General features: G+C 66.1%; 18 protein-coding genes. 8 read left to right on the top strand and 10 right to left on the bottom strand.

Annotated elements, in window-relative coordinates:
- Window positions 1-22: 22 nt before the first annotated feature.
- The 7 genes from SB764_RS02555 (at window position 23) to araH (ending at window position 8,791) form a co-directional block, all read left to right on the top strand.
- A complete protein-coding gene (locus tag SB764_RS02555) occupies window positions 23-1,603 on the top strand; it encodes an aldehyde dehydrogenase (NADP(+)) (protein WP_410862537.1) in 1,581 nt (526 codons plus the stop codon).
- A 56-nt stretch (window positions 1,604-1,659) separates the two neighbouring features.
- Complete coding sequence (locus SB764_RS02550; RefSeq protein ID WP_065064761.1) at window positions 1,660-3,018, top strand: MFS transporter; 1,359 nt, start codon at window positions 1,660-1,662, stop codon at window positions 3,016-3,018.
- A gap of 72 nt (window positions 3,019-3,090) precedes the next feature.
- The gene (locus SB764_RS02545) at window positions 3,091-4,020 is read left to right on the top strand and encodes a dihydrodipicolinate synthase family protein (RefSeq protein WP_065064759.1); all 930 of its coding nucleotides are present in this window, start codon (window positions 3,091-3,093) and stop codon (window positions 4,018-4,020) included.
- Between the two features lie 45 nt (window positions 4,021-4,065).
- Window positions 4,066-4,995, top strand: coding sequence for a Gfo/Idh/MocA family protein (locus SB764_RS02540; protein WP_065064756.1), 930 nt, complete (start codon window positions 4,066-4,068; stop codon window positions 4,993-4,995).
- 68 nt (window positions 4,996-5,063) lie between these two features.
- Window positions 5,064-6,068 carry an arabinose ABC transporter substrate-binding protein gene (locus SB764_RS02535; RefSeq protein WP_065064754.1) on the top strand — a complete coding sequence of 335 codons (1,005 nt, stop codon included), beginning with the start codon at window positions 5,064-5,066 and terminating at the stop codon, window positions 6,066-6,068.
- A gap of 44 nt (window positions 6,069-6,112) precedes the next feature.
- Window positions 6,113-7,672, top strand: a complete 1,560-nt coding sequence (araG, locus tag SB764_RS02530; protein ID WP_321856053.1) for an L-arabinose ABC transporter ATP-binding protein AraG — start codon at window positions 6,113-6,115, stop codon at window positions 7,670-7,672.
- A 108-nt stretch (window positions 7,673-7,780) separates the two neighbouring features.
- Window positions 7,781-8,791 carry an L-arabinose ABC transporter permease AraH gene (gene araH, locus SB764_RS02525; protein WP_321904165.1) on the top strand — a complete coding sequence of 337 codons (1,011 nt, stop codon included), beginning with the start codon at window positions 7,781-7,783 and terminating at the stop codon, window positions 8,789-8,791.
- Window positions 8,792-8,862: 71 nt separating this feature from the next.
- Here the strand turns inward: araH and SB764_RS02520 are convergent, their stop codons facing one another.
- The 8 genes from SB764_RS02520 to SB764_RS02485 form a co-directional block, all read right to left on the bottom strand.
- Complete coding sequence (locus SB764_RS02520) at window positions 8,863-9,588, bottom strand: FadR/GntR family transcriptional regulator (protein WP_074983290.1); 726 nt, start codon at window positions 9,586-9,588, stop codon at window positions 8,863-8,865.
- A 60-nt stretch (window positions 9,589-9,648) separates the two neighbouring features.
- Window positions 9,649-10,470 carry an ATP-binding cassette domain-containing protein gene (locus SB764_RS02515; protein WP_260400276.1) on the bottom strand — a complete coding sequence of 274 codons (822 nt, stop codon included), beginning with the start codon at window positions 10,468-10,470 and terminating at the stop codon, window positions 9,649-9,651.
- A complete protein-coding gene (locus SB764_RS02510; protein ID WP_074983287.1) occupies window positions 10,470-11,480 on the bottom strand; it encodes an ABC transporter permease in 1,011 nt (336 codons plus the stop codon). Before SB764_RS02510 ends, SB764_RS02515 begins: the two co-directional genes overlap by 1 nt.
- Window positions 11,480-12,646, bottom strand: a complete 1,167-nt coding sequence (locus SB764_RS02505) for a sugar ABC transporter substrate-binding protein (RefSeq protein ID WP_124261525.1) — start codon at window positions 12,644-12,646, stop codon at window positions 11,480-11,482. Before SB764_RS02505 ends, SB764_RS02510 begins: the two co-directional genes overlap by 1 nt.
- A gap of 338 nt (window positions 12,647-12,984) precedes the next feature.
- Window positions 12,985-14,121 carry a galactofuranose ABC transporter, permease protein YjfF gene (gene yjfF / locus SB764_RS02500; RefSeq protein WP_065063804.1) on the bottom strand — a complete coding sequence of 379 codons (1,137 nt, stop codon included), beginning with the start codon at window positions 14,119-14,121 and terminating at the stop codon, window positions 12,985-12,987.
- 55 nt (window positions 14,122-14,176) lie between these two features.
- The gene (locus SB764_RS02495) at window positions 14,177-15,238 is read right to left on the bottom strand and encodes an ABC transporter permease (protein WP_410862533.1); all 1,062 of its coding nucleotides are present in this window, start codon (window positions 15,236-15,238) and stop codon (window positions 14,177-14,179) included.
- Complete coding sequence (locus SB764_RS02490) at window positions 15,235-16,761, bottom strand: sugar ABC transporter ATP-binding protein (protein WP_124261526.1); 1,527 nt, start codon at window positions 16,759-16,761, stop codon at window positions 15,235-15,237. The genes SB764_RS02495 and SB764_RS02490 overlap by 4 nt, the downstream gene beginning before the upstream one ends.
- A 239-nt stretch (window positions 16,762-17,000) precedes the next feature.
- Complete coding sequence (locus SB764_RS02485) at window positions 17,001-17,951, bottom strand: ABC transporter substrate-binding protein (RefSeq protein ID WP_373681598.1); 951 nt, start codon at window positions 17,949-17,951, stop codon at window positions 17,001-17,003.
- 271 nt (window positions 17,952-18,222) lie between these two features.
- Here SB764_RS02485 and SB764_RS02480 point away from each other — a divergent pair, with 271 nt between their 5' ends.
- The gene (locus SB764_RS02480) at window positions 18,223-19,965 is read left to right on the top strand and encodes an IlvD/Edd family dehydratase (RefSeq protein WP_110327113.1); all 1,743 of its coding nucleotides are present in this window, start codon (window positions 18,223-18,225) and stop codon (window positions 19,963-19,965) included.
- A 54-nt stretch (window positions 19,966-20,019) separates the two neighbouring features.
- Here SB764_RS02480 and fabV read toward each other — a convergent pair whose 3' ends face one another.
- Together fabV and SB764_RS02470 are read right to left on the bottom strand one after the other, a co-directional pair.
- Complete coding sequence (fabV, locus tag SB764_RS02475) at window positions 20,020-21,219, bottom strand: enoyl-ACP reductase FabV (RefSeq protein ID WP_321870177.1); 1,200 nt, start codon at window positions 21,217-21,219, stop codon at window positions 20,020-20,022.
- Between the two features lie 278 nt (window positions 21,220-21,497).
- Window positions 21,498-22,520 (bottom strand): NAD-dependent epimerase/dehydratase family protein, encoded by a 1,023-nt coding sequence (locus SB764_RS02470; protein WP_065063816.1) that lies wholly within the window; start codon window positions 22,518-22,520, stop codon window positions 21,498-21,500.
- Window positions 22,521-22,611 lie beyond the last annotated feature (91 nt).

The raw sequence follows: 22,611 nt of genomic DNA, 5'->3' as shown, positions 1-22,611 counted from the left end.
CGCATAGGCAAGGACTGCCATCATGACGACGACTCTCACCGGCGAGCTGCTGATCGGCGCGCAAGCGAAACGCGGCGAAGGCGCGGCGTTCCAGGCGATCGACGCCGCGAGCAACACGCCCATCGCGCAACCGGTTTTCCACGGCGCGCGGCAAGGCGATGTCGAACGGGCCTGCGAACTCGCGGACGACGCGTTCGACGCCTACCGCACGCTGCCCGCCGAACAACGCGCGCAATTCCTCGACGATTGCGCGGCGCGCATCGAAGCGCTCGGCGAGCCGCTGATCGAACGCGCGATGGCCGAAAGCGGCCTGCCGCGCGCGCGCCTCGAAGGCGAACGCGCGCGCACCGCGAATCAACTGCGCATGTTCGCCACGCTCGTGCGCAGCGGCGACGCGCTCGACGTGCGCATCGAACCCGCGCTGCCCGAACGCCAGCCGCCGCGCACCGACCTGCGCTTCTGGCGCATCGGCGTGGGCCCGGTCGCGGTGTTCGGCGCGAGCAATTTCCCGCTGGCGTTCTCGGTGGCGGGCGGCGATACCGCGTCGGCGCTGGCCGCGGGCTGTCCCGTGGTCGTGAAGGCGCATCCGGCGCATCCGGGCACCTCGGAACTCGTCGGCCGCGCCATTCAGCAGGCGGTTGCGGCGGCGGGTCTGCCCGAAGGCGTGTTCTCTTTGCTGTTCGACGCGGGCCACGAAGTCGGCAGCGCGCTCGTGCAGCATCCGGCGATTCGTGCGGTCGGTTTCACCGGCTCGCGCGCGGGCGGTCTCGCGCTCGTGAAGCTGGCGGCCGCGCGCAGCGAGCCGATTCCTGTCTACGCCGAAATGAGCAGCGTGAATCCGAACCTGCTGCTGCCGGGCGCGCTCGCCGCGCGCGGCGAAACGCTGGCGCGCGACTACGCGGCATCGACGACGCTCGGCTGCGGCCAGTTCTGCACCAACCCGGGCCTGATGCTCGGCCTCGCGGGCGCGGACTTCGAAGCCTTCGCCACGAACGCCGCGCGCGAATTCAGCGCGGCGGCGGCGGGCGTGATGCTCACGCCGGGCATCCTGCGCGCCTACGAGCACGGCATCGGCCGCCTGGTCGAGCATCCGAAGGTCACGACGCTCGCACGCGGCGCGGCGGCGCCCGGCCGCGCGCAGGCGGCGCTGCTGCGCGTGAGCGCGAGCGATCTGCTGGCGGACGCCTCGCTCGGCGAGGAAGTGTTCGGCCCGAGCAGCGTGCTGGTCGAATGCGCGGACGAAGCCGAACTGCGCGCCGTGCTGCGCCATATCGAAGGCCAGTTGACGATCACGCTGCACGCGGACGCCGCCGACGGCGATCTCGTGCGCGCGCTCCTGCCGCTCGTCGAGCGCAAGGCGGGCCGTCTGCTGGCGAACGGTTTCCCGACCGGCGTCGAAGTGTGCGATGCGATGGTCCACGGCGGCCCGTTCCCGTCCACCTCGGATGGCCGCAGCACCTCGGTGGGCACGGCGGCGATCGAGCGTTTCCTGCGCCCGGTCTGCTACCAGAATCTCGCCGACGGCTGGTTGCCCGACGCGTTGCGCGACGCGAATCCGCTGCACGTGAAGCGGCGTTTCGCAGGCAGGCCCGAGGTCGCCTGAGCGGCAACCGAAGGTCACACGAAGCGCACCGCCGCAAAAAGAATCAAGGAGACAGGATGACGAATTCGCAGGCGCTGAATGCCAGCAACACCGGGGCGCACGCGAGTGGCTCGAGCGAGGAAGAGAAGCACATCGTCGGCCATATCGCGCGCCGTCTCGTGCCCTTTCTCGCGCTCATCTACGTGGTCGCTTACGTCGACCGCACCGTGGTGGGTTTCGCCAAGCTGCACATGAACGCGGCGATTGGCCTGAGCGATGCCGCGTACGGCATGGGCGCGGGTCTGTTTTTCGTCGGCTACTTCCTCTGCGAAGTGCCGAGCAATCTCGCGCTCTCGCGCTTCGGCGCGCGCGTGTGGTTCGCGCGCATTCTCTTCACGTGGGGCGCGATTACGATGGCGATGGCCTTCGTCAGCGGTCCGAAGAGTTTCTACGCGCTGCGTTTTCTGCTGGGCGCCGCCGAAGCCGGACTCTATCCCGGCATTCTGTATTTCCTCACGCACTGGTTCCCGATGCGCCATCGCGCGCGCGTGATCGGCCTGCTGGTGCTCGCGCAGCCGATCGCGGGCATCGTCACCGGTCCGCTCGCGGGCGCGCTGCTGGAAACGCATGGCTTTTTCGGTCTGTCGAACTGGCAGACGCTGTTCGTCGTGAGCGGCCTGCCCGCCGTGCTGCTGTGCATTCCGACGCTGCGCCTGCTGCCCGAATCGCCCGCGCACGCGCGCTGGCTCGACGACCACGAACGCGCGTGGATCGAACGCGCGCTGGCCGCCGATCGCCGCAGCTACGCGCTCGATCCGCATCGCAATCCGTTCGCGGCGCTCAAGGACCGGCGCGTGCTGCTGCTCGCGCTGTTGTTTCTGCCGTTTCCGCTGAGCATCTACGGTTTGTCGCTGTGGCTGCCGACCATCATCAAGGCGTTCGGCGTGACGGATTCGACGGCGGGGCTGCTTTCGGCGGTGCCGTATCTGTTCGCGGTCGCGGGGCTGCTGATCGTGCCGCGTCATTCGGACAAGCGCCGCGAGCGTTACGGCCACATCGTCGTGGTCTCGGCGTTCGCCGCGCTGACGATGGCCGCGAGCGCCTGGTTCCGCACGCCCGCGCTGCAACTCTTTTTCATCTGCCTGACCGCGTTCTCGATCTACTCGATCCAGGCCGTGGTGTGGGCGCTGCCCGGCGAGTTTCTGACCGGCGCGAGCGCGGCCGTGGGGATCGCGATGATCAACTCGCTCGCGAATCTCGGCGGCTATCTCGGCCCGTATGGCATCGGCATCATCAAGGACGCGACGGGCAGTCTCGCCGCCGGTCTGTATTTTCTCGCGGCGACGCTGCTGTTCGCGGTGCTCATGACCTTCGCGGTGCGCGCCGCGCTGCGTCCGCAGCCGCCGGCATCGGGTGCGCTCGCGCGCGAGTCGTAAGCGTGGCCCGATAACGTACACAGCCGGCGTGCCCGCGCGGCACGCCGACATTTTCAAAGCAGGACAGACATCATGACTACGAGCCGTACGCCCCGTTACACGGGCATTTTCCCCGTCGTGCCGACCACCTTCACCGCCACCGGCGAACTGGATCTGGCGAGCCAGAAGCGCGCCGTCGACTTCATGATCGACGCGGGTTCGGACGGCCTGTGCATTCTCGCGAACTTCTCCGAGCAGTTCTCGGTCACCGACGACGAGCGCGAGCTGATCACGCGCACCGTGCTCGAACACGTCGCCGGCCGCGTGCCCGTGATCGTGACGACCACGCATTACGGCACGATCGCGTGCGCGGCGCGCAGCAAGCGCGCGCAGGAACTCGGCGCGGCGATGGTGATGGTGATGCCGCCGTATCACGGGGCGACCTTCCGCGTGCCCGAGCAGCAGATCTACGAGTTCTACGCGCGCGTCTCGGACGCCATCGACATTCCGATCATGATTCAGGACGCGCCCGCGAGCGGCACGGTGCTGTCCGCGCCGTTCCTTGCGCGCATGGCGCGCGAGATCGAGCAGGTCTCGTACTTCAAGATCGAAACGCCGGGCGCGGCGAACAAGCTGCGCGAAGTGATCCGCCTCGGCGGCGACGCGGTCGAAGGTCCGTGGGACGGCGAGGAAGGCATCACGCTGCTGGCCGATCTGCACGCGGGCGCGACCGGCGCGATGACGGGCGGCGGTTTCCCGGACGGCATTCGCCCGATTATCGTGGCGCACCGCGAAGGCCGCCTCGACGACGCCTTCACGCTCTATCAGAAGTGGCTGCCGCTCATCAATCACGAGAACCGTCAGGCGGGGTTGCTCGCCTGCAAGGCGCTGATGCAGGAAGGCGGCGTGATCGACTGCGAACTGCCGCGCCATCCGCTGCCCGCGATGCATCCGGAGACGCGCAAGGAACTCGTCGATATCGCGCGTCGCCTCGATCCGCTGGTGCTGCGCTGGGGCAAGTAAATAATCGGTTCGTGATCCGAAATAAAACAAGGTTGGGAGATCGGTATGAATGCGTCGTACAAGCTGGGCATCGTCGGCGTGGGCAAGATCGCGCGCGATCAGCATCTGCCCGCCATCGCGGGTAACGCGGGCTTCGAACTCGTGGCCGCCGCGAGCCGCAACGCGCAGGTGGACGGCGTGCGCAATTACGCCGATATCGGCGCGCTGCTGGCTGCCGAGCGCGACCTCGACGCCGTGTCGCTGTGCGCGCCGCCGCAGGTGCGCTACGAACAGGCGCGCGCCGCGCTCGAAGCGGGCAAGCACGTGATGCTCGAAAAGCCGCCGGGCGCGAGCGTGAGCGAAGTGGAAGCGCTGCGCGAACTCGCGAAGCAGCACAAGCGCACGCTGTTCGCGACGTGGCATTCGCGCTGCGCGAGCGCGGTCGAACCGGCGCGCGCGTGGCTCGCGGAGCGCACGATCCGCGCCGTGCATGTGCGCTGGAAGGAAGACGTGCGCCGCTGGCATCCGGGTCAGCAATGGATCTGGGAACCGGGCGGCCTCGGCGTGTTCGACCCGGGCATCAACGCGCTCTCGATCGTCACGCGCATCCTGCCGCGCGAGGTGCTGCTGCGCAGCGCGTCGCTGCACGTGCCGTCCGACTGCTCGACGCCGATCGCGGCCGAACTCGATTGCATCGACACCGACGGCGTGCCGGTGCGCGCCGAATTCGACTGGCGTCACGGTCCGGTCGAGCAATGGGAAATCGACGTGGAGACCACCGAGGGCCTGCTCTCGATCTCCGAAGGCGGCAAGCGTCTCGCGATTGCGGGCGAGCCGGTCGAGCTGGGCGCCGAACGGGAATATTCGGCGCTCTATGAACGTTTTCACTGGTTGATCGCGCACGGCACCGACGACGTGGACGTGCGCCCGCTGCGCCTCGTGGCCGATGCGTTCCTGCTCGGCCGCCATATCGAAGTCGAGGCCTTCGGCCACTGAGACATCGTCGCAATCGCCCTATAAACCGCTTCACCACACGCAACAGCGCTATCAGAGGAGACATCAGCATGACCAGCAACATCCGCCGCTTCACCCTTCGCGCCGTGCTCGCGGCCCTGTGCGTCGCGCCGCTCGGCATGAACATGGCGGCGCACGCCGACTCGCCCACCAAGATCGGCTTTCTCGTGAAGATGCCCGAACAGGCGTGGTTCATCAACGAGCAGAAGGCCGCCACGGCGCTCGGCCAGAAGGAGAACTTCTCGGTCGTCAACATCGGCACGCCGGACGGCGAGAAGGTGCTGGCCGCGATCGACAACCTCGGCGCGCAAGGCGCGCAGGGCTTCGTGATCTGCGCGCCCGACGTGCGTCTCGGACCGGCGATTCAGGCGCGCGCGAAGCGCTACAACATGAAGTTCGTGACGGTGGACGATCAGCTCGTCGACTCGTCGGGCAAGCCGCTCGGCAACGTGCCGCACCTCGGCATGTCGGCGTTCAAGATCGGCAATCAGGTCGGCACGGCGATCGCCGACGAAATGAAGAAGCGCGGCTGGAAGCCGGAAGAAGTGGGCGCGCTGCGCATCACCGATTACGAACTGCCGACCGCCAAGCTGCGCACCGACGGCGCGACGGCTTCGCTGATCGCGGGCGGCTTCAAGAAGGAAAACATCTTCGACGCGCCGCAAAAGACCACCGACGACGAAGGCGGCTTCAACGCGGCGTCGCCCGTGCTCGCGCAACATCCGAACATCAAGAAGTGGGTGATTTTCGCGCTCAACGAAGAAAGCGTGCTGGGCGCCGTGCGTGCGACCGAGCAACTGCATCTGCCGGCGTCGGATGTGATCGGCGTGGGCATCAACGGCGCGGGCGAAGCGTTCGCCGAGTTCCAGAAGAAGGCACCTACGGGCTTCTACGGCACGATCGCCGTCAGCTCGACGAACCACGGCAAGGACAGCGCGCAGAACCTCGTCGAATGGATCCGCACCGGCAAGCAGCCGCCCGCCGATACGCAGACCACCGGCAAGCTGATGACGCGCGACAACTGGACGGCTGTGCGCAGCGAACTGGGTATTTAAGGCATCCGTAGCGATACGGAGGCGACGGCAAGGGCAGAGATGCAATGACTGAAACCATGACACAGGCAGATGCCGCGAACGCGGCCGGTACGCGCCAGGCGGGGAATCAACAGGGGAAGCGCGCGTATCTGGAGCTCGACGGCATCACCGTGAGCTTTCCGGGCGTGAAGGCGCTCGACCGCGTGGCGCTCGACGTGCGCGCGGGCGAGGTGCACGGCCTGATGGGCGAGAACGGCGCGGGCAAGTCCACGCTGCTCAAGGTGCTCTCGGGGGTGAACCAGCCGCAGGCGGGCACGTTGAGCCTGAACGGCGCGGAGCAGCGCTTCACGACCACGCGCGCCGCGCTCGACGCGGGCATCGCGATCATCTATCAGGAATTGCATCTCGTGCCCGAGCTGACCGTGGCCGACAACCTGATGCTCGGGCAGTTGCCCAACCGCTTTGGCGTGCTCGACGAGCAGACGCTCGTCAAGCGCGCGATGGCGGAACTTCAGCGGCTCGGCGAGCGCATCGATCCGCGCACGCCGGTGAAAAATCTCTCGATCGGCCAGCGCCAGATGATCGAGATCGGCAAGGCGCTGATGCGCGATGCGCGCGTGATCGCCTTCGACGAGCCGACGAGTTCGCTCTCGGCGCGCGAAACCGAAAACCTCTTTCGCATCATCAACGCGCTGCGCGCGGACGGCCGCGCGATCATCTACGTCACGCACCGCATGGACGAAGTCTACGAGCTGTGCGACCGCGTGACGGTGTTCCGCGACGGCAAGCGCATCGAGACTTTCGATTCGGTCGCCGACCTCGACCGCAATCGGCTGATCGCGGCGATGGTGGGGCGCTCGATCGAGGACGTCTACGGCTATCGCGCGCGCAAGGCCGGTCCGGTGCTGATCGAGGCGAAAGGGCTGATGGGTCCGGGGCTCGCCGAACCCGTGTCGTTCCAGGCGCGGCGCGGCGAGATCGTCGGCTTCTTCGGGCTCGTGGGCGCGGGACGTTCCGAACTGATGAAGCTGCTCTACGGCGCCGAGCGTCCGAGCGCGGGCCACGTCGAACTCGACGGAAAGCGCGTGAATTTCGCCAGTCCGCGCGACGCGGTGCGGGCGGGCGTGGCGCTGTGTCCCGAGGACCGCAAGCAGGAAGGCATCGTGGCGATCGCCTCGGTGGCCGACAACCTGAACATCAGCGCGCGCCGCCATTTCAGCCCCGCGCGCTTCCTGCTCGACGCGAAGCGCGAACGCGCGCTGACCGACGACTACATCAAGAAGCTCGCGATCAAGACGCGCAATGGCGACACCGCGATCGGCACGCTCTCGGGCGGCAATCAGCAGAAGGTGATTCTGTCGCGCTGGCTCGCCGAGCGCATCGAAGTGTTCCTGATGGACGAACCCACGCGCGGCATCGACGTGGGCGCGCGCGCCGAGATCTACAACCTGCTGTACGAACTCGCGGAAGCGGGACGCAGCGTGATCATGGTGTCGAGCGACCTGGCCGAAGTGATTGGCGTGGCCGATCGCATCATCGTGATGCGCGAGGGGCGCATCGCGGGCAGCGTCATGAAGGCCGACGCCTCGCCGGACGAACTGATCAAGCTGGCGTTGCCGCGCTAAACCGCGCAAACACGCATTAACCCCTTGATTGACGTTGTTTTCCGGACGCACGCCGGCTTACGCAACACGCGGCGAAGCGCGCGTCCGATCCGTAACGATGAACCAGAGATGAGTGAAGCCATGCAGCCACAGGGCACGCCTACCGTCAACGAAACCGCCGCGCCGATCACGCCGTCGCGTGCGCGCGCGTGGGACATGATCAACAAGTCGGGCATCGTCGTGGTGTTCGTGGTGCTGTTCGCGGTGCTTTCCGCGACGGTGCCGGATTTCCTCACGACCCGCAATATTCAGGGCCTTTTGCTCTCCGTGACGCTGATCGGCTCGATCGCCGTCACCATGATGTTCGTGCTCGCGCTGGGCGAGGTCGACCTCTCGGTCGCGTCCATCGTGGCGTTCTCGGGCGTGGTCGCGTCCACCGTCATCACGCAGTCGCATAGCGTGATCCTCGGCATCGTCGCGGGCGTGCTCGCGGGCGGCGCCGTGGGTCTCGTCAACGGCGTGCTGATCGCGCGCTTCAAGATCAATTCGCTGATCGCCACGCTCGCGATGATGGAAGCCGTGCGCGGTCTCGCCTTCCTGACCTCGAACGGCGACGCCGTGATGATCTCGGAAGAGCGCTTCTTCGACCTCGGCGGCGGCTCCTTCCTCGGCATCTCGTTTCCGATCTGGAGCAACATCATCGGCTTCGTGGTGTTCGGCTTTCTGCTGAAGAAAACCGTGTTCGGCAAGAATGTGCTCGCGGTGGGCGGCAACGGCGAGGCGGCGCGTCTTGCGGGCTTGCCGGTCACGCGCATCAAGATCACGGTGTTCGTGCTGCAAGGTCTCGTGACGGGCTTCGCGGGCGTGATGCTGGCCTCGCGCATGAGCCTCGGCGATCCGAAGACTTCAGTCGGCCTCGAACTGGGCGTGATCTCGGCGTGCGTGCTCGGCGGGGTGTCGCTCACGGGCGGCGTGGCGACCATCTCGGGCGTGCTGGTGGGCGTGCTGATCATGGGCGCGGTGCAGGACGCCATGAGCCTCATGAACGTCCCCACGTTCTATCAGTACCTGATTCGCGGCGGCATTCTGCTGCTCGCCGTGCTGTTCGACCAGTTCCGCCGCAGCAAGCGGGCAGTCTGAACATGACGCACGGCGGCGCACGCATGAACGCGAACCTGAGCAGCGCAGCTTGCTCAGGTCGTTCAGCTCGCTCAGGTTTCGAGCGCCGCGCCGCCGAGTATGGAATTGGCGTCCTGCCGCGCGTTGTCGAGCTGCACCACGCTCGCCTGGCGCGCGGCCAGCGCGTCGCGATGCTCGATCGCCGTGAGAATCGCCTTGTGACGCGGCAGCGACAACGCGTGCGTGTTCGGATGCCGGCTCGTGAACTTGATCGACTCGGTCAGTGCGAGCGACAGCATGTTGCCGATGTAGGCGAGCATGTCGTTGTGCGTCGCGGCCATGATCGCGCGATGGAATTCGAGGTCGGGTTCGAGCAGATCGGTGGCCGTTTTGGCCTGCTCCATGCGCGCGTAGGCCTTGGCGATGCGCACGCGTTCCTCGTCGGTCGCGGAGATGGCGGCGAGCGCGGCGGCCGCCGGTTCGATGATCTGCCGCACCGTGAGCAGCGCGCGGAAGAACTCGCCCTCGGGAATGCTGTTGACGGTCCAGAACAGCACGTCGGGATCGAGCATGTGCCATTCGTCGCGCGGACGCACGATGCTGCCCACGCGCGGCTTCGACACCACGAGACCCTTGGCCACGAGCACGCGCGTGGCTTCGCGCAGCACCGGGCGGCTCACGCCGTAGGTTTCGCACAGGCTGGGTTCGGCGGGCAGACGCTGGCCCGGCAGCAGCGTGCCGCCGACGATCTGCATGCCGAGTTCCTGCACGATGCGCCCGTGCTGGCTCTTGCGTTTCTCTAGATTGCGGTAATCCATATTCGTCCTGCCGGAAGCCCGGCGAGGGGTTCCGATCAGGCGTCCCCCTGTTGTGAGAGCCTACGGCGCGCTGGTAGCGCGCATGGCCCGATATTCCCGCCGCACGATGTCCATGAGCTCCGCCACCGAAGTGAGCGCGCTCTTTTGTTCATAAGTTACACGGCCACGCTGCATCAACATCACGCGATCCGCGATATCGAGGGTCTGCGCATAGTTGTGCATGATCATGATAATGGATAGCCCGCCTTTTTCCTTCAGACGAAGGATCAGGTCGATGATGAGCCCCGCCTCGCGCGCGCCCATCGCGGCGAGCGGTTCGTCGAGCAGCAGGATTTTCGCATTCGAGTGCACGGCGCGCGCCACCGCGATCGCCTGGCGCTGACCGCCCGAGAGCCGTTCCACCGGCAGATCCACCGACGGCACGTGCACGCCGATATCGTCGAGACATTGCGCCGCGCGCTCGCGCATCTGCTTGTGATCGAGCAGCTTGAACGGACCGCGCCGCACCAGCTCGCGATTCAGGAACATGTTGTGATAGATGCTCAGCGAATTCGCGAGCGCGAGATCCTGATAAACGCATTCGATGCCGAGCGAGCGCGCGTGATCGACGGAACGCAGCAGCGTTTCCCGGCCGTCGATAGAGAGCGTGCCGCCGGTCTGCTGATGAAAGCCCGTGAGGATTTTCACGAGCGTGGATTTGCCCGCGCCGTTGTCGCCGAGCACGCCGAGAATTTCGCCCTTGCCGAGCGTGAGCGACACGCCGTCGAGCGCGGTCACCGCGCCGAAGCGCTTCACGAGCTTGTCGCCGCGCAGCGCGAGCGGCGCGTTGGCCACATCCGTGGCCACGTCCGCGCTGCCCTTGAATGCCTGCGATTCGTCCATCAGCGTGCTCCCCGGCGGCGAATGCGGCCCACGTGGATATTGAAGATCATCGCGGCCAGAATCGCGGCGCCGAGGATGATGTTGAACGTGAACGCGTTGATGCCGATGAGCGTGAAGCCGTCGTTCAGAATGCCGAGCACCGCCGCGCCGATCAGGCCGCCCACGATCGTGCCCGAGCCGCCCGTGAGCGGCGTGCCGCCGATCACGGCCGCCGCCACGGCGAGGAACATGATCTGGTTGCCGCCCGCCTGCGGATCGATCGAGGTGATGCGAAAGCCTTCGAGGATGCCCGTGAAGCCCGCGAGCACGGCGGCCAGCACGAAGTTGCCGAGCCGCAGCCGGTTCACGCGGATGCCGGCCTCGCTCGCGCCGATCGGATTCGCGCCCGCCGCCTGCGTATGCAGACCCCAGCGCGTGTGCCGCAACAGCACGTGCATGACGAAGGCGAGCGCGATCGTCCAGAGGATTTCGCTGTAGCCCCACGCGCCCATGAAGTTCGCGAACCCGGGCGACCCCGGCGTGGCGGCGGGCGTGCCGCGCGACACGGTCAGCGTGATGCCGTTAATGAGGAACAGCGTGCCGAGCGTGGTGACGAAAGAGGGCAGGCGCAGCCACACCGTCACCGCGCCGTTCACGAAGCCGATCACGGCGGCGGCCACGAGCCCGGCGATCACGGCGAGCCACATGGGCGCACCCGCGTCGTTCGCGAACACCATCATGAACGGCGCGAACGCGAACACCATACCCGCCGAGAGATCGATGTCGCCGCCGATCATCAGCATGATTTCGCCGAACGCGATGATCGCCACCGGCGCGATGAACTGCGAGAGGTTGACGAGGCTCGCGTTGGTGAACAGGAAGTCGTGGTTCGCGAATTCGAACCAGGCGGCCAGCAGCACGGCCACGAGCAGGATGCGCAGCTCGGGCGCCCAGTGCGATGCGAACGAAACCCCCGCGCGTTTCGGCGCGCGGGCGGTATCCAGCTTGCGAGGTTCGTTCACCGTATCCATCACGACTTGATCGCGCCGCTCATCGGCACGATTTGCGGCTTGGTGGTCTTGCCTTCATAACGCGTCGAGGTGTTCAGGTACGGCTCGACGGTCGCCTTCGTCACGAACTTCAGACCCGTGTTGATGTTGGCCGGCCCGACGAGGCCGCCCGAGGCGAGGAACACGAACGCCTCCATCACGGTGTAGAAGCCTTGCACGTAGGGCTGCTGGTCGATGGTGAAATCGAGGAAGCCTTCGTGAATGAGCTGGATCGTGGTGGGCAGCAGATCGAAGCCGCCGCCGTGCACGCCCTTCGAAGGCAGATTCGATTCCTTCATCACCTGCGCGACGCCCTGCGTGCTGCCCGCATCGACGGCGAACATGCCTTTCAGATCCTGGTGGCCCAGATAGAACGACTTGATCTTCGAGAGTTCTTCGTTGACGGTCGCGCCGGTGGCGACGGTCTGAATGTCGATCTTCTTGCCGGACTTCTTGATGGCGTCGCTCGCGCCGTCCAGACGCGGCTGGATGTTGAGCTGACCCGGCGTGGCGATGAACAGCGCGACCATGCCGCTGTCGATCAGACTGACGATGCGCTCGCCCATCTGATACCCCGACAGATACAGATCCTGGCCGATATAAGCGAGACGCGGATTGGTCTTGCCGCGCGGTGCGTCGGCGTTATAGGCGAACACCGGAATGCCCGCATCGAGCGCCGCCTGAATGGGCTTGTCGAAGGCGCTCGGATCGACGATCGGCACGGCGATGGCGTCGGCCTTCGCGGCGATCGCCGAGTTCACGGCGCGCACCATTTCGCCCGCGTCGGAGGTGGCCGAGCCGGTCCACTGATAATCCATGCCGAGCAATGAGCAGGCATCCTGAATACCGTACTGCGTGGGCACGAAGAACGGATTCGTCGTGACGTGATTCACGAACACGATCTTCCATTTCTTGTGCGAGGGAAACGCCGCTTCCGCCGCTTGCGCCGACGAAATCAGTCCGCCCGCGCCGCCTGCTGCGCCGAGCAGCGAGAGCGCCGCGCCCAGTCCCGCGCCTTGCATGAGGCCGCGCCGCGCGCTGCTGAACACGCCGCCTGGCGCGCTGTTGTTTGCGCTGTTGTTTGCATTGTCTGCGTTGTCGTTGTTGCCTTGTTTGCCGCTGTGCTCGTCATCCCGTTGCTGCGCCATGTCTTCCTCCGGCTCTCTTCTTCGTGGTCGATGTGGTCGACTGTGCGTCGATCGCGTGCGTGCAGATGCTGGACGGCACCGGGAACTCGCAGACGGTCGGCTTTCACGGCGCAAGCGCGGCGAAAGCACCGAAAGGATCGTGAGCAGGACAGCGGCGCGTGTCGCGTTCAGGCATGTTCGGCAACATGCGTCGTGCGCCGTGCGGTACCGCAAAAAATCTTAGTGCAGCGCTGATGCGCCTCCTAATCCATGTATACCCCTAACTAGTCCGACTATTGGCTTGCAGCGCGCCGGGGCGATCACATGCTGGGACAACACGACGTTCAAGCCAGTGTGTTTCAAGCGCGATGCGGCGGCGGCGGCGCGGCGGCCAGCTTCGCCTGATCGAGCGGCGCGGCCGGTTGCGTGCGTGCGTTGCGCGTGCGCGGCGCGCTGCGTCCGCCGCCGGTCGATTTGCGCCGCGCCGCGTGGCGTTCGGTGGCGCGCTGCATCAGACAGAACGCGCAGAGCAGGGCGCCGATCACGATGCGCGTCCACCACGAACTGAGCGTGCCGTCGAAGGTGATCAGCGTCTGGATCGTGCCGAGAATGCCCACGCCGAACACGGAGCCGATCACGTAGCCCACGCCGCCTGTGAGCAGCGTGCCGCCGATCACCGTCGCGGCGATGGCGTCGAGTTCCATCCCTTGCGCCTGCAAGCCGTAACCCGAGAGCACATAGAGCGTGAACACCACGCCGCCGAGCGCCGAGCAGAAACCGGAGAGCGCATACACGCCGATCTTGGTGCGCGCGACCGGCAGACCCATCAGCAGCGCCGAGCGCTCGTTGCCGCCGATCGCGTAGACGTTGCGGCCGAAGCGCGTGAAATGCGCGATCACGATGGCCGCGGCCAGCATCGCCAGCGCCGTGAGCGAACCGGTTGTGAGCGAGCCGCTGCCGACCGCAATGTTGAATTCGGAGAGCGCGTGAAAGCCGGGGTCGTTGATCTGGATGGATTCGGTCGTGATCAGGAAGCATGCGCCGCGCGCGAGGAACATGCCCGCGAGCGTGATGATGAACGGTTGCAAACGAAAGAAGTGAATCAGCGCGCCCATCGCCGCGCCGTAGAGCGCGCCGCACAGCAGCACGAGCGGCACGACCACGTAGACGGGCCAGTGCAGTTTCTCGGTGCCGACGGCGCACAGAATGGTCGTGAGCGCGACGACCGCGCCCACCGACAGATCGATGCCGCCCGAGATGATCACGAACGTCATGCCGATGGCGACGATCAGCAGGAAGGCGTTATCGACGAGCAGGCCGAACAGCACTTGCAGCGAGAAAAAGCCGGTGTACATCACCGAGCCGAAACCGAACAGCGCGGCGAACAGCACCACGGTCACGACGATGGGCAGCACGCGCGGATCGACGACGCGCGCGACGCCGCGCCGGAGCGCGGCGAGCGGGTTCGAATCAGTGGCTTGCGGAGGGCGGTTCATGCTTGACATCCCCGAAATAGTCCTTGTTTGATGCGGTATTTCATGTGGAGGCCGGTCAGGCGCGCGCCCGGCGGCTCACGGCGAGACGCTTGAGTTGCAGCGCCGCGAAACCGCGCGCGGCCGGCGACTGGATCACGCAGACGCAGAGCACGACTATCGCCTTGACGACGAGCGTCGCCTCGGGCGGCACGCCGATCGAATAGGTGGTGTAGGTGAGCGTCTGGATGATCAGCGCGCCGAGCACCGTGCCCGCGAGGCTGAAACGCCCGCCCGCGAGCGAGGTGCCGCCGAGCGTCACGGCGAGGATCGCGTCGAGTTCGAGCAGCAGGCCCGCGTTGTTGCCGTCGGCGCTGCGCACGTTCGAGCTGATCAGGATGCCGGAGATGGACGCCGTCAAGCCGCAGAACGCATATGCGCCGAACACCACCGCTTGCGAGGACAGACCCGCGAGCCGCGCGGCGACCGGATTCACGCCGATCGAGCGGATGAAGAGGCCGAGCGCGGTGCGGTTGACGATCAGCACGGTCAGCAGCGTCACGGCGATGGCGATCCACACGGCGCAGGGCACGAGCGCGAAATAGCCGCCGCCCGCGTACAGATAGCCCTTCGCGCCGATGGGTATGATCTGGCCGCCCGTGAGCAGCTGCGCGACGCCGCGTCCGGCCACCATCAGGATCAGCGTGGCGATGATCGGCTGCATGCCCACGAAGGCGACCAGCAGGCCGTTCCACATGCCCGCGGCGAGGCCCACGAGCAGCGCCGCGCCGAACGCCACGCCCACGCGCGAGGGGTCGGCGGCCAGCACTGTGGCGGCCGCCGCGCCCGCGATGGCGACCACGGCGCCGACCGAAATGTCGATGCCGCGCGTGGCGATCACGAGCGTCATGCCGAGCGAGACCACCACGAGCGGCGCGGCGCGCATCAGAATGTCGATGGGCGCGCCGAACAGATGGCCGCCGAGCAGCGTGATGGAGAGAAAATTCGCGCGGTGGATCACGTCCACGGCGAACAGCGCGATCAATGTGAGCGCGGGCCACACGAGCGGATGCTTGAGCAGCAGCGAGAGCCACGCGGGCAGCGCACCGCGTTTGGGCGGATCGATGGGCGGCAGGGTCATCGGCGATCTCCGGCGATGAGGTCGTAGACCTCGTGTTCCGAGCGCTTCGCGCCCGCGAGTTCCGCCACCTTGCGGCGGTCGCGCAGCACGGCGATGCGGTCGCTCACGCGCACCACTTCGCTGATCTCCGACGAAATGAACAGGATGCCCAGCCCTTTCGCGCAGAGCGCGCGCACGCGGTCCATGATTTCGAATTTCGCGGCCACGTCGATGCCGCGCGTGGGTTCGTCGAGAATCAGCAGGCGCGGGTTGGTCGCGAGCCAGCGCGCGAGCAGCACCTTCTGCTGATTGCCGCCCGACAGCAGGCCGATGGGCTGTTCGGCGTCGCGCGCCTTGATGCCCAGTTGTTCGATGTAGTCGTTGGCGAGTTCGCGCTGACGCGCGCGGCTGATCATGCGCCACCAGCCGCGCTGCGCCTGTAGTGCGAGCACGATGTTTTCGCGAATCGACAGATCGGCGACGATGCCTTCCTTCTTGCGGTCCTCGGGGCAATAGGCCATGCCGTGGCGCACCGCGTCGCGCGGCGAAGACAGCTTGACGGTCTTGCCGTCGATACGCACGTCGCCCGCATCGGCGCGGTCGGCGCCAAACAGCAGACGCGCCGTTTCCGTGCGCCCCGAACCGAGCAGGCCCGCGAGGCCCAGAATCTGCCCCGGCTGCACTTCGAGATCGAGCGGATTGAGCACGCCGCGTCGCGCCACGCCCTGCGCGGCGAGATAGGGCGCTTGCGCCTGCGCGGCTTCGTTTTGCGTCTCGGCGCGCGGCGGTTCGGGATGCACGAGCCGCTCGCCCGCGTCCTTCAGGCCCACCATCTTCGCGACGAGCGTCTGCACGGGCAGATCGGCTGCGAGATATTCGCCCTCGCGCTCGCCGTTGCGCATCACCGTGATTCGGTCGGAGATCGCGTAGGTCTGCTCCAGAAAATGCGTGACGAACAGAATCGCGATGCCCGACGCCTTGAGCTTGCGCAGCACGTCGAACAGGCGCGCGACTTCGCCTTCGTCGAGGCTCGACGTCGGTTCGTCGAGAATCAGAATGCGCGCGTCCACCGACACCGCGCGCGCGATCGCCACCATTTGCTGCATCGCGATCGGATAGGTGTCGAGCGACTGCGTGACGTCGAGCGAGAGATTGAGTTCGGCGAGCGCCTCGGCGGCGCGACGGTGGATCGACTTCCAGTCGATCAGGCCGCGTTTGCGCGGCTGGCGGCCCGCGAAAATATTCTCGGCGACCGAGAGATTCGGGCAGAGATTGACTTCCTGATAGAGCGTCTGGATGCCCGCCGCCTCGGCCTCCTGCGGCGTGGCGAAACGCACGGCCTGGCCCGCGAGACGGATCTCGCCGGCCTCGGGTTCGTGCACGCCGGTGAGCACGTTGATCAGCGTAGATTTGCCCGCGCCGTTCTGGCCCATTAGCGTGTGAATCTCGCCGGGGAACAAACGAAAATCGACCCGGTCGAGCGCACGCACGCCGGGGAAAGTTCGCGACAAACCGAGGGTTTCGAGTAGGGGCGGGGCGCTCATGGGCAGGAACGGAATGATCCGGAATGATCAGAAGTGCTAATCAAATTCTGCGGATGCTGAAATCGGGCGGCGAGCGGCATTGCGTGTTCAGCGAGCGCCGAAAAAATCCGGGCGCGCATCACGCCATGCACGTGACGCGCGCCGGGCGCGTAACTTCCGCGCTCAATGATCGCTTGCTACCTGGTACAGCCTGCTGCGCTTCAATTTCGCTTCGAACTGGCTACAAACTCGCGTGAAGTTTAGTACTTGCGCGACGGCAGCACTTGCGCCGCCACGTCCATCGGGAACACCGTTTCGTTGGTGACGATGCGTTTGGGCAGCTGCTTGCCCGCGACGATGTCCTTCACCGCCGACATCAGTTGCGGCCCGAGCAGCGGGCTGCATTCCACGTCGACGTTCATCTTGCCCGCGATCATCGCCTCGAAGCCACCCTTGGTCGCGTCGAACGACACCACGCTCACGTCCTTGCCCGGCTTCATGCCGGCTTCTTCCATCGCCTGGATCGCGCCGAGCGCCATATCGTCGTTATGCGCGTAGACCACGTTGATCTTGTTGCCATACGTCTTGGCGAACGCTTCCATCACCTGCTTGCCGCCCGCGAGCGTGAAGTCGCCGCTTTGCGACGCGATGATCTTGAACTTCGGATCGTTCTTGATCACCTCGATCAGACCGGCATGACGGTCGTTGGCGGGCGCCGAACCCACTGTGCCCTGCAACTCGACGATATTGATCGGGCCGGGGTTGCTCTTGTAGTGATCTTCGAGCCATTTACCCGCGCGGCGGCCTTCTTCCATGAAGTCCGAGCCGATCATCGTCACGTAGAGCGACTGGTCTTTCACGTCGATGTTGCGGTCCGTGAGAATGACCGGAATCTTCGCGCGTTTGGCTTCCTGCAGCACCGGCTCCCAGCCCGATTCCACGACCGGCGAGAACGCGATCACATCGACTTTCTGCGCGATATACGAGCGAATCGCCTTGATCTGGTTTTCCTGCTTTTGCTGTGCGTCGGAGAACTTGAGATTGATGCCGGCGTCCTTGGCGGCGGCTTTCACCGACACCGTGTTGGCCGTGCGCCAGGCGCTTTCGGCCCCCACCTGCGCGAAACCGAGCGTAATCTGTTTATCTTCGGCGTGGGCGACGCCCGCGGCCATCGAGAAAGCCGCCGCTGCAGCGACGAGCCCGCTCACCATACGTGTAGCGAATTTCATGCGTGTCTCCGATGTGTAGCTCTGTAGTTTTTTAATTCATGGCGCTACACCCGCGTCCATCACGGCCGGACAGTGTCACGAGTATGTTCGCGCCATCCCACGCCGCCGGTTGGAGACCGGCAGCCGTTCGCCTGCAATTTGAATAGCCAAACTATATGCGACGCTATTTGCGGTTTTTATTAGCGTTTTCCCGATCCTCGCGACTTATATAGTCATGCTATTTATGGGACTTTCTCACTAAGTGGGTCACGCCATGAACACTCGTAAGACGCGCCTGCGCTCAGCCGCGTGGTTCGGCACCACGGACAAGAACGGCTTCATGTATCGAAGCTGGATGAAGAACCAGGGCATTCCGGATCACGAGTTCGCGGGCAAGCCGATTATCGGCATCTGCAATACGTGGTCCGAACTTACGCCGTGTAATGCGCATTTTCGTAAGCTCGCTGAACACGTTAAGCGCGGTGTTTATGAAGCGGGCGGATTTCCCGTTGAATTTCCCGTGTTTTCGAATGGCGAATCGAATTTGCGGCCCACGGCGATGTTCACGCGCAATCTCGCATCGATGGATGTGGAAGAAGCGATACGCGGCAATCCGGTCGACGCCGTCGTGCTGCTGGTGGGCTGCGATAAGACCACGCCCGCGTTGCTGATGGGCGCGGCGAGCTGCGATGTGCCCGCCATCGTCGTGACGGGCGGGCCGATGCTCAACGGCAAGCACGAGGGGCGCGACATCGGCTCGGGCACGGTCGTGTGGCAACTGAGCGAGCAGGTGAAGGCGGGCAAGATCTCGCTGCACGAATTCATGTCGGCGGAAGCGGGCATGTCGCGTTCGGCGGGCACCTGCAACACCATGGGCACCGCGTCGACGATGGCGTGCATGGCCGAGGCGCTCGGCGTGTCGCTGCCGCATAACGCGGCGATTCCGGCCGTGGACGCGCGGCGCTACGTGCTCGCGCAGATGTCAGGAATCCGAATCGTTGAGATGGTGATCGAAGATTTGCGGCTCTCGAAGCTGATCACGCGCGCGGCGTTCGAGAACGCGATTCGCACCAACGCGGCGATCGGCGGCTCGACCAATGCGGCGATTCATCTGAAGGCGATCGCGGGACGCATCGGCGTGCCGCTCGAACTCGACGACTGGACCCGCATCGGGCGCGGCACGCCGACCATTGTCGATCTGCAACCTTCGGGCCGCTTTCTGATGGAGGAGTTCTATTACGCGGGCGGTTTGCCGGCGGTGCTCAGACGTCTCGGCGAAGCGAAGCTGCTGCCGCATCCCGACGCGCTCACGGCGAACGGCAAGACGATCTGGGAGAACGTGCGCGAGGCGCCCAATTTCAACGAGGAAGTGATTCGACCGCTCGGCGAACCGCTGGTGCACGACGGCGGCCTGTGCGTGCTGCGCGGCAATCTCGCGCCGAACGGCGCGGTGCTCAAGCCTTCAGCGGCGACGGCGAAGCTCTTGAAGCATCGCGGACGGGCGGTGGTGTTCGAGAATTTCGACGACTACAAGGCGCGTATCGCCGATCCCGATCTCGACGTCACCGCCGATTCGGTGCTCGTGATGAAGAACTGCGGACCGAAGGGCTATCCGGGCATGGCCGAGGTGGGCAACATGGGCTTGCCGCCCAAGCTGCTCGCGCAAGGCGTGACCGACATGGTGCGGGTCTCGGATGCACGTATGAGCGGCACGGCGTACGGCACGGTGGTGCTGCACGTCGCGCCCGAAGCGCGCGCGGGCGGACCGCTGGCGATCGTGCAGAACGGCGACTGGATCGAACTCGATTGCGAGCACGGCACGCTGCGTATCGATATTACGGATGCCGAAATAACCGCGCGGCTCGACGCCTGGCGCGCGGCGCAACAGCCCTTGCCCGCCGATGGCAGCGGTTATCGCAAGCTCTATGTCGAGCACGTGCTGCAAGCCGACGAAGGCTGCGATTTCGACTTTCTGGTGGGTTGCCGGGGCGCGGAGGTGCCCCGGCATTCGCATTGAGCGAGGCGCCGCGCGGCGCTGACGCGCCGTGCGTACCAACTTTGATCGTGCCGATTAAAGCTGCTGGATACCCGGAATCGCGACGTCGGGGTTGACGTCGGCGGCGTAATCCACGCCTTCGATACCGAAGCCGAACAGACGCAGGAACTCGGCCTTGTAGCCCGCGAAGTCGGTGATCTCGTAGAGATTTTCCGCGCTCACCTGATCCCAGGCGGCCTTCACCTGCGCCTGGATTTCGGGCGCGAGTTCCTTGTAGTCGGCGCGCAGACGGCCTTCGTCGTCGAGCACGGGCGCGGCGTTGTAGAGCGAGTCCTTGTACAGACCGTAGACCTGCTCGATGCAGCCTTCGTGCGAGCCGTTTTCCTTCATCGCGCGGAACAGCAGCGAGAGGTAGAGCGGCATGATCGGAATCGCCGAGCTGGCTTGCGTGACCACGGCCTTGAGCACCGACACGCGCGCGTCGCCGCCGCCATGCGCCGCGAGTTTCTCGCGCATGCCGAGCACCTTCTGGTCGAGATCCTTCTTGGCCGCGCCGATCGAACCGTTCCAGTAGATGTCGTGGGTGATTTCCGCGCCGAGGTACGTGAACGCCGTGGTCTTCGCGCCGGGGGCGAGCACGCCCGCGTCGAGCAGCGCGTCGATCCACATCTGCCAGTCTTCGCCGCCCATCACAGCCACGGTGCCGTCGATTTCCGCCTGCGAGGCGGCTTCGAGCACGGTTTCCTTGACGATTTCCTTGTCGGTGTCGACGCCGCGCATGCGCAGCGTCTGGCCGACCGGCTTGAGCGTCGAGGCGTGCACGTCGCCCGTGACCGGGTGCGTGCGGCGCGGCGCGGCGAGGCTGTAGACGACGAGATCGACCTGGCCGAGATCGCGCTTGATCGTCTCGATCGTGGCGTCCTTCACGGCGGTCGAGAATGCGTCGCCGTTGATCGATTGGGCGTACAGGCCCTGTTGCGCGGCGAACTGCTCGAACGCGGCGGTGTTGTACCAGCCGGCGGTGGCGGGGCGCGTTTCGCTGCCCGCGCGCTCGAAGCACACGCCGAGCGTGGCCGCGCCGCTGCCGAACGCCGCCGAGATGCGCGCGGCGAGGCCGTAGCCCGTCGACGCGCCGATCACGAGCACGCGTTTCGGGCCGTTGGCGATGGCGCCGTTGGCTTTCACATATTCGATTTGCTGGGCCACGTTGGCTGCGCAGCCGGCGGGATGCGCCGTCACGCAAATAAAGCCGCGAACGCGCGGTTCGATAATCATCAGACTTCTCCGTCTATCTCAGGTACTTGCAGGGACGGGGCGCATTGTACGCGAGCCAGCGCGGCGCGGCGCGCGAGGCGGGTGTTTATGGGGGCGTTAGGGGCGCGTTGATGGTGCGTTGAGGGTGCGTTGACGGTGCGTTGAGGGTGCTCCATCGCTTCCCAGCGCTTTCGCGAGCTTTCCGATGCTTGCGCAGGGAAGCCGCGCCAAAACGTGCCGGAACGCGATAGGGCGCGATATCGCTCGACTTGGCGCGATGACAGCGCGATGAAAACCCCTCAATGCCCCGCCGCGAGCGCCGCAACCGGCGCGCCCAGGCAGCCGAGCCCGGCGAGCGTGGCCTCCAGCGCGGTATCGAGCGGCGTATGCGGCTCGCGGCCGAGCGTGCGCACGAGGCGCGCGTTGTCGAGTTCGAGCGTCTCGCGCCACAGATAACGCATCTCCAGCATCTCGCGCAGCGTGGTCGAAAACAGCGCGCCGATCCAGACCAGCGGCCAGGCGAAGGGCTTGCGGCGCGCCGCGAGCCCGTGCCGTTCGGCGACGCGGCAGAGCGCGGCGGCCATCTGCGTGCCATCGGCGTCGCGGTGGCCTTGCATGTGAAAGCGGGCGAACGGCGCGAGTTCGGCGCGCTGTTCGATCAGTTCGACCATCGTGCGCGCCACATCGGGCACGTAGGCCCACGTATGGCCGATGCCCGGCCGCCCCGGCTCGCGCACCGTGCGCACCGGCCGTCCGGGCTGCACCATGCCCTGCGCGAGCCAGCTATTGCCCACGCGCGGACCGAAAAAGTCGCCCGCGCGCACGATGATCGCGCGCGTGCCTTGCGCGGCGGCCGCCTCGATGCGCCGCTCCAACTCCACGCGGATCGCGCCCTTGCGGGTGCGCGGCTGCTGCGGCGCATCCTCGGCGACGCGCGGCAGCGTTTCCGGCCCGAAGTTGTAGACCGTGCCGGGCAGCACGACGGTCGCGCCCACGGCACGCGCGGCGGCGAGCGTGTTGTCGATCATCGGCAGGACGACTTCGGCCCAGCGCTTGTAGCCGGGCGGATTCACCGCGTGGACGATCACCGCGCAGCCCTGCGCCGCACGCAGGACGGCCGCGCGGTCCAGCGCGTCGCCCTCGATCCAGTCGATGCCGTCCGCGTCGCGCGAACCGTGCTCGCCAGCCGCGCCGCCGAGGTTGCGCTTGAGCGCGCGCACCTGCCAGCCCGCGCCGCGCAACTGGCGCGCCACTTCGCCGCCGATGCCGCCGCTCGCGCCCAGCACCAGTGCGGTGCGCGCCGTGTCAGGAATTGCCGCCATTGCCGTTCTCCGTTGTGGATTCGATGGCTGCATTCTGCGCGGATCGGCGATCATAAAAAATTACCGAAGATGGTCGATCGGCTATACATTT

Origin of the sequence: Paraburkholderia sp. SIMBA_027, from assembly GCF_046535315.1 — a bacterium.
Classification (GTDB): domain Bacteria; phylum Pseudomonadota; class Gammaproteobacteria; order Burkholderiales; family Burkholderiaceae; genus Paraburkholderia; species Paraburkholderia tropica.
This window is presented reverse-complemented; position numbering and strand designations above follow the sequence as displayed.

What these genes read in the sequence shown, in the direction of transcription:
- SB764_RS02555 (WP_410862537.1), top strand. Translation starts at nt 23, where the DNA reads ATGACGACGACTCTCACCGGCGAGCTGCTGATCGGCGCGCAAGCGAAA.
- SB764_RS02550 (WP_065064761.1), top strand. Translation starts at nt 1,660, where the DNA reads ATGACGAATTCGCAGGCGCTGAATGCCAGCAACACCGGGGCGCACGCG.
- SB764_RS02545 (WP_065064759.1), top strand. Translation starts at nt 3,091, where the DNA reads ATGACTACGAGCCGTACGCCCCGTTACACGGGCATTTTCCCCGTCGTG.
- SB764_RS02540 (WP_065064756.1), top strand. Translation starts at nt 4,066, where the DNA reads ATGAATGCGTCGTACAAGCTGGGCATCGTCGGCGTGGGCAAGATCGCG.
- SB764_RS02535 (WP_065064754.1), top strand. Translation starts at nt 5,064, where the DNA reads ATGACCAGCAACATCCGCCGCTTCACCCTTCGCGCCGTGCTCGCGGCC.
- araG (WP_321856053.1), top strand. Translation starts at nt 6,113, where the DNA reads ATGACTGAAACCATGACACAGGCAGATGCCGCGAACGCGGCCGGTACG.
- araH (WP_321904165.1), top strand. Translation starts at nt 7,781, where the DNA reads ATGAGTGAAGCCATGCAGCCACAGGGCACGCCTACCGTCAACGAAACC.
- SB764_RS02520 (WP_074983290.1), bottom strand. Translation starts at nt 9,588, where the DNA reads ATGGATTACCGCAATCTAGAGAAACGCAAGAGCCAGCACGGGCGCATC.
- SB764_RS02515 (WP_260400276.1), bottom strand. Translation starts at nt 10,470, where the DNA reads ATGGACGAATCGCAGGCATTCAAGGGCAGCGCGGACGTGGCCACGGAT.
- SB764_RS02510 (WP_074983287.1), bottom strand. Translation starts at nt 11,480, where the DNA reads ATGGATACGGTGAACGAACCTCGCAAGCTGGATACCGCCCGCGCGCCG.
- SB764_RS02505 (WP_124261525.1), bottom strand. Translation starts at nt 12,646, where the DNA reads ATGGCGCAGCAACGGGATGACGAGCACAGCGGCAAACAAGGCAACAAC.
- yjfF (WP_065063804.1), bottom strand. Translation starts at nt 14,121, where the DNA reads ATGAACCGCCCTCCGCAAGCCACTGATTCGAACCCGCTCGCCGCGCTC.
- SB764_RS02495 (WP_410862533.1), bottom strand. Translation starts at nt 15,238, where the DNA reads ATGACCCTGCCGCCCATCGATCCGCCCAAACGCGGTGCGCTGCCCGCG.
- SB764_RS02490 (WP_124261526.1), bottom strand. Translation starts at nt 16,761, where the DNA reads ATGAGCGCCCCGCCCCTACTCGAAACCCTCGGTTTGTCGCGAACTTTC.
- SB764_RS02485 (WP_373681598.1), bottom strand. Translation starts at nt 17,951, where the DNA reads ATGGTGAGCGGGCTCGTCGCTGCAGCGGCGGCTTTCTCGATGGCCGCG.
- SB764_RS02480 (WP_110327113.1), top strand. Translation starts at nt 18,223, where the DNA reads ATGAACACTCGTAAGACGCGCCTGCGCTCAGCCGCGTGGTTCGGCACC.
- fabV (WP_321870177.1), bottom strand. Translation starts at nt 21,219, where the DNA reads ATGATTATCGAACCGCGCGTTCGCGGCTTTATTTGCGTGACGGCGCAT.
- SB764_RS02470 (WP_065063816.1), bottom strand. Translation starts at nt 22,520, where the DNA reads ATGGCGGCAATTCCTGACACGGCGCGCACCGCACTGGTGCTGGGCGCG.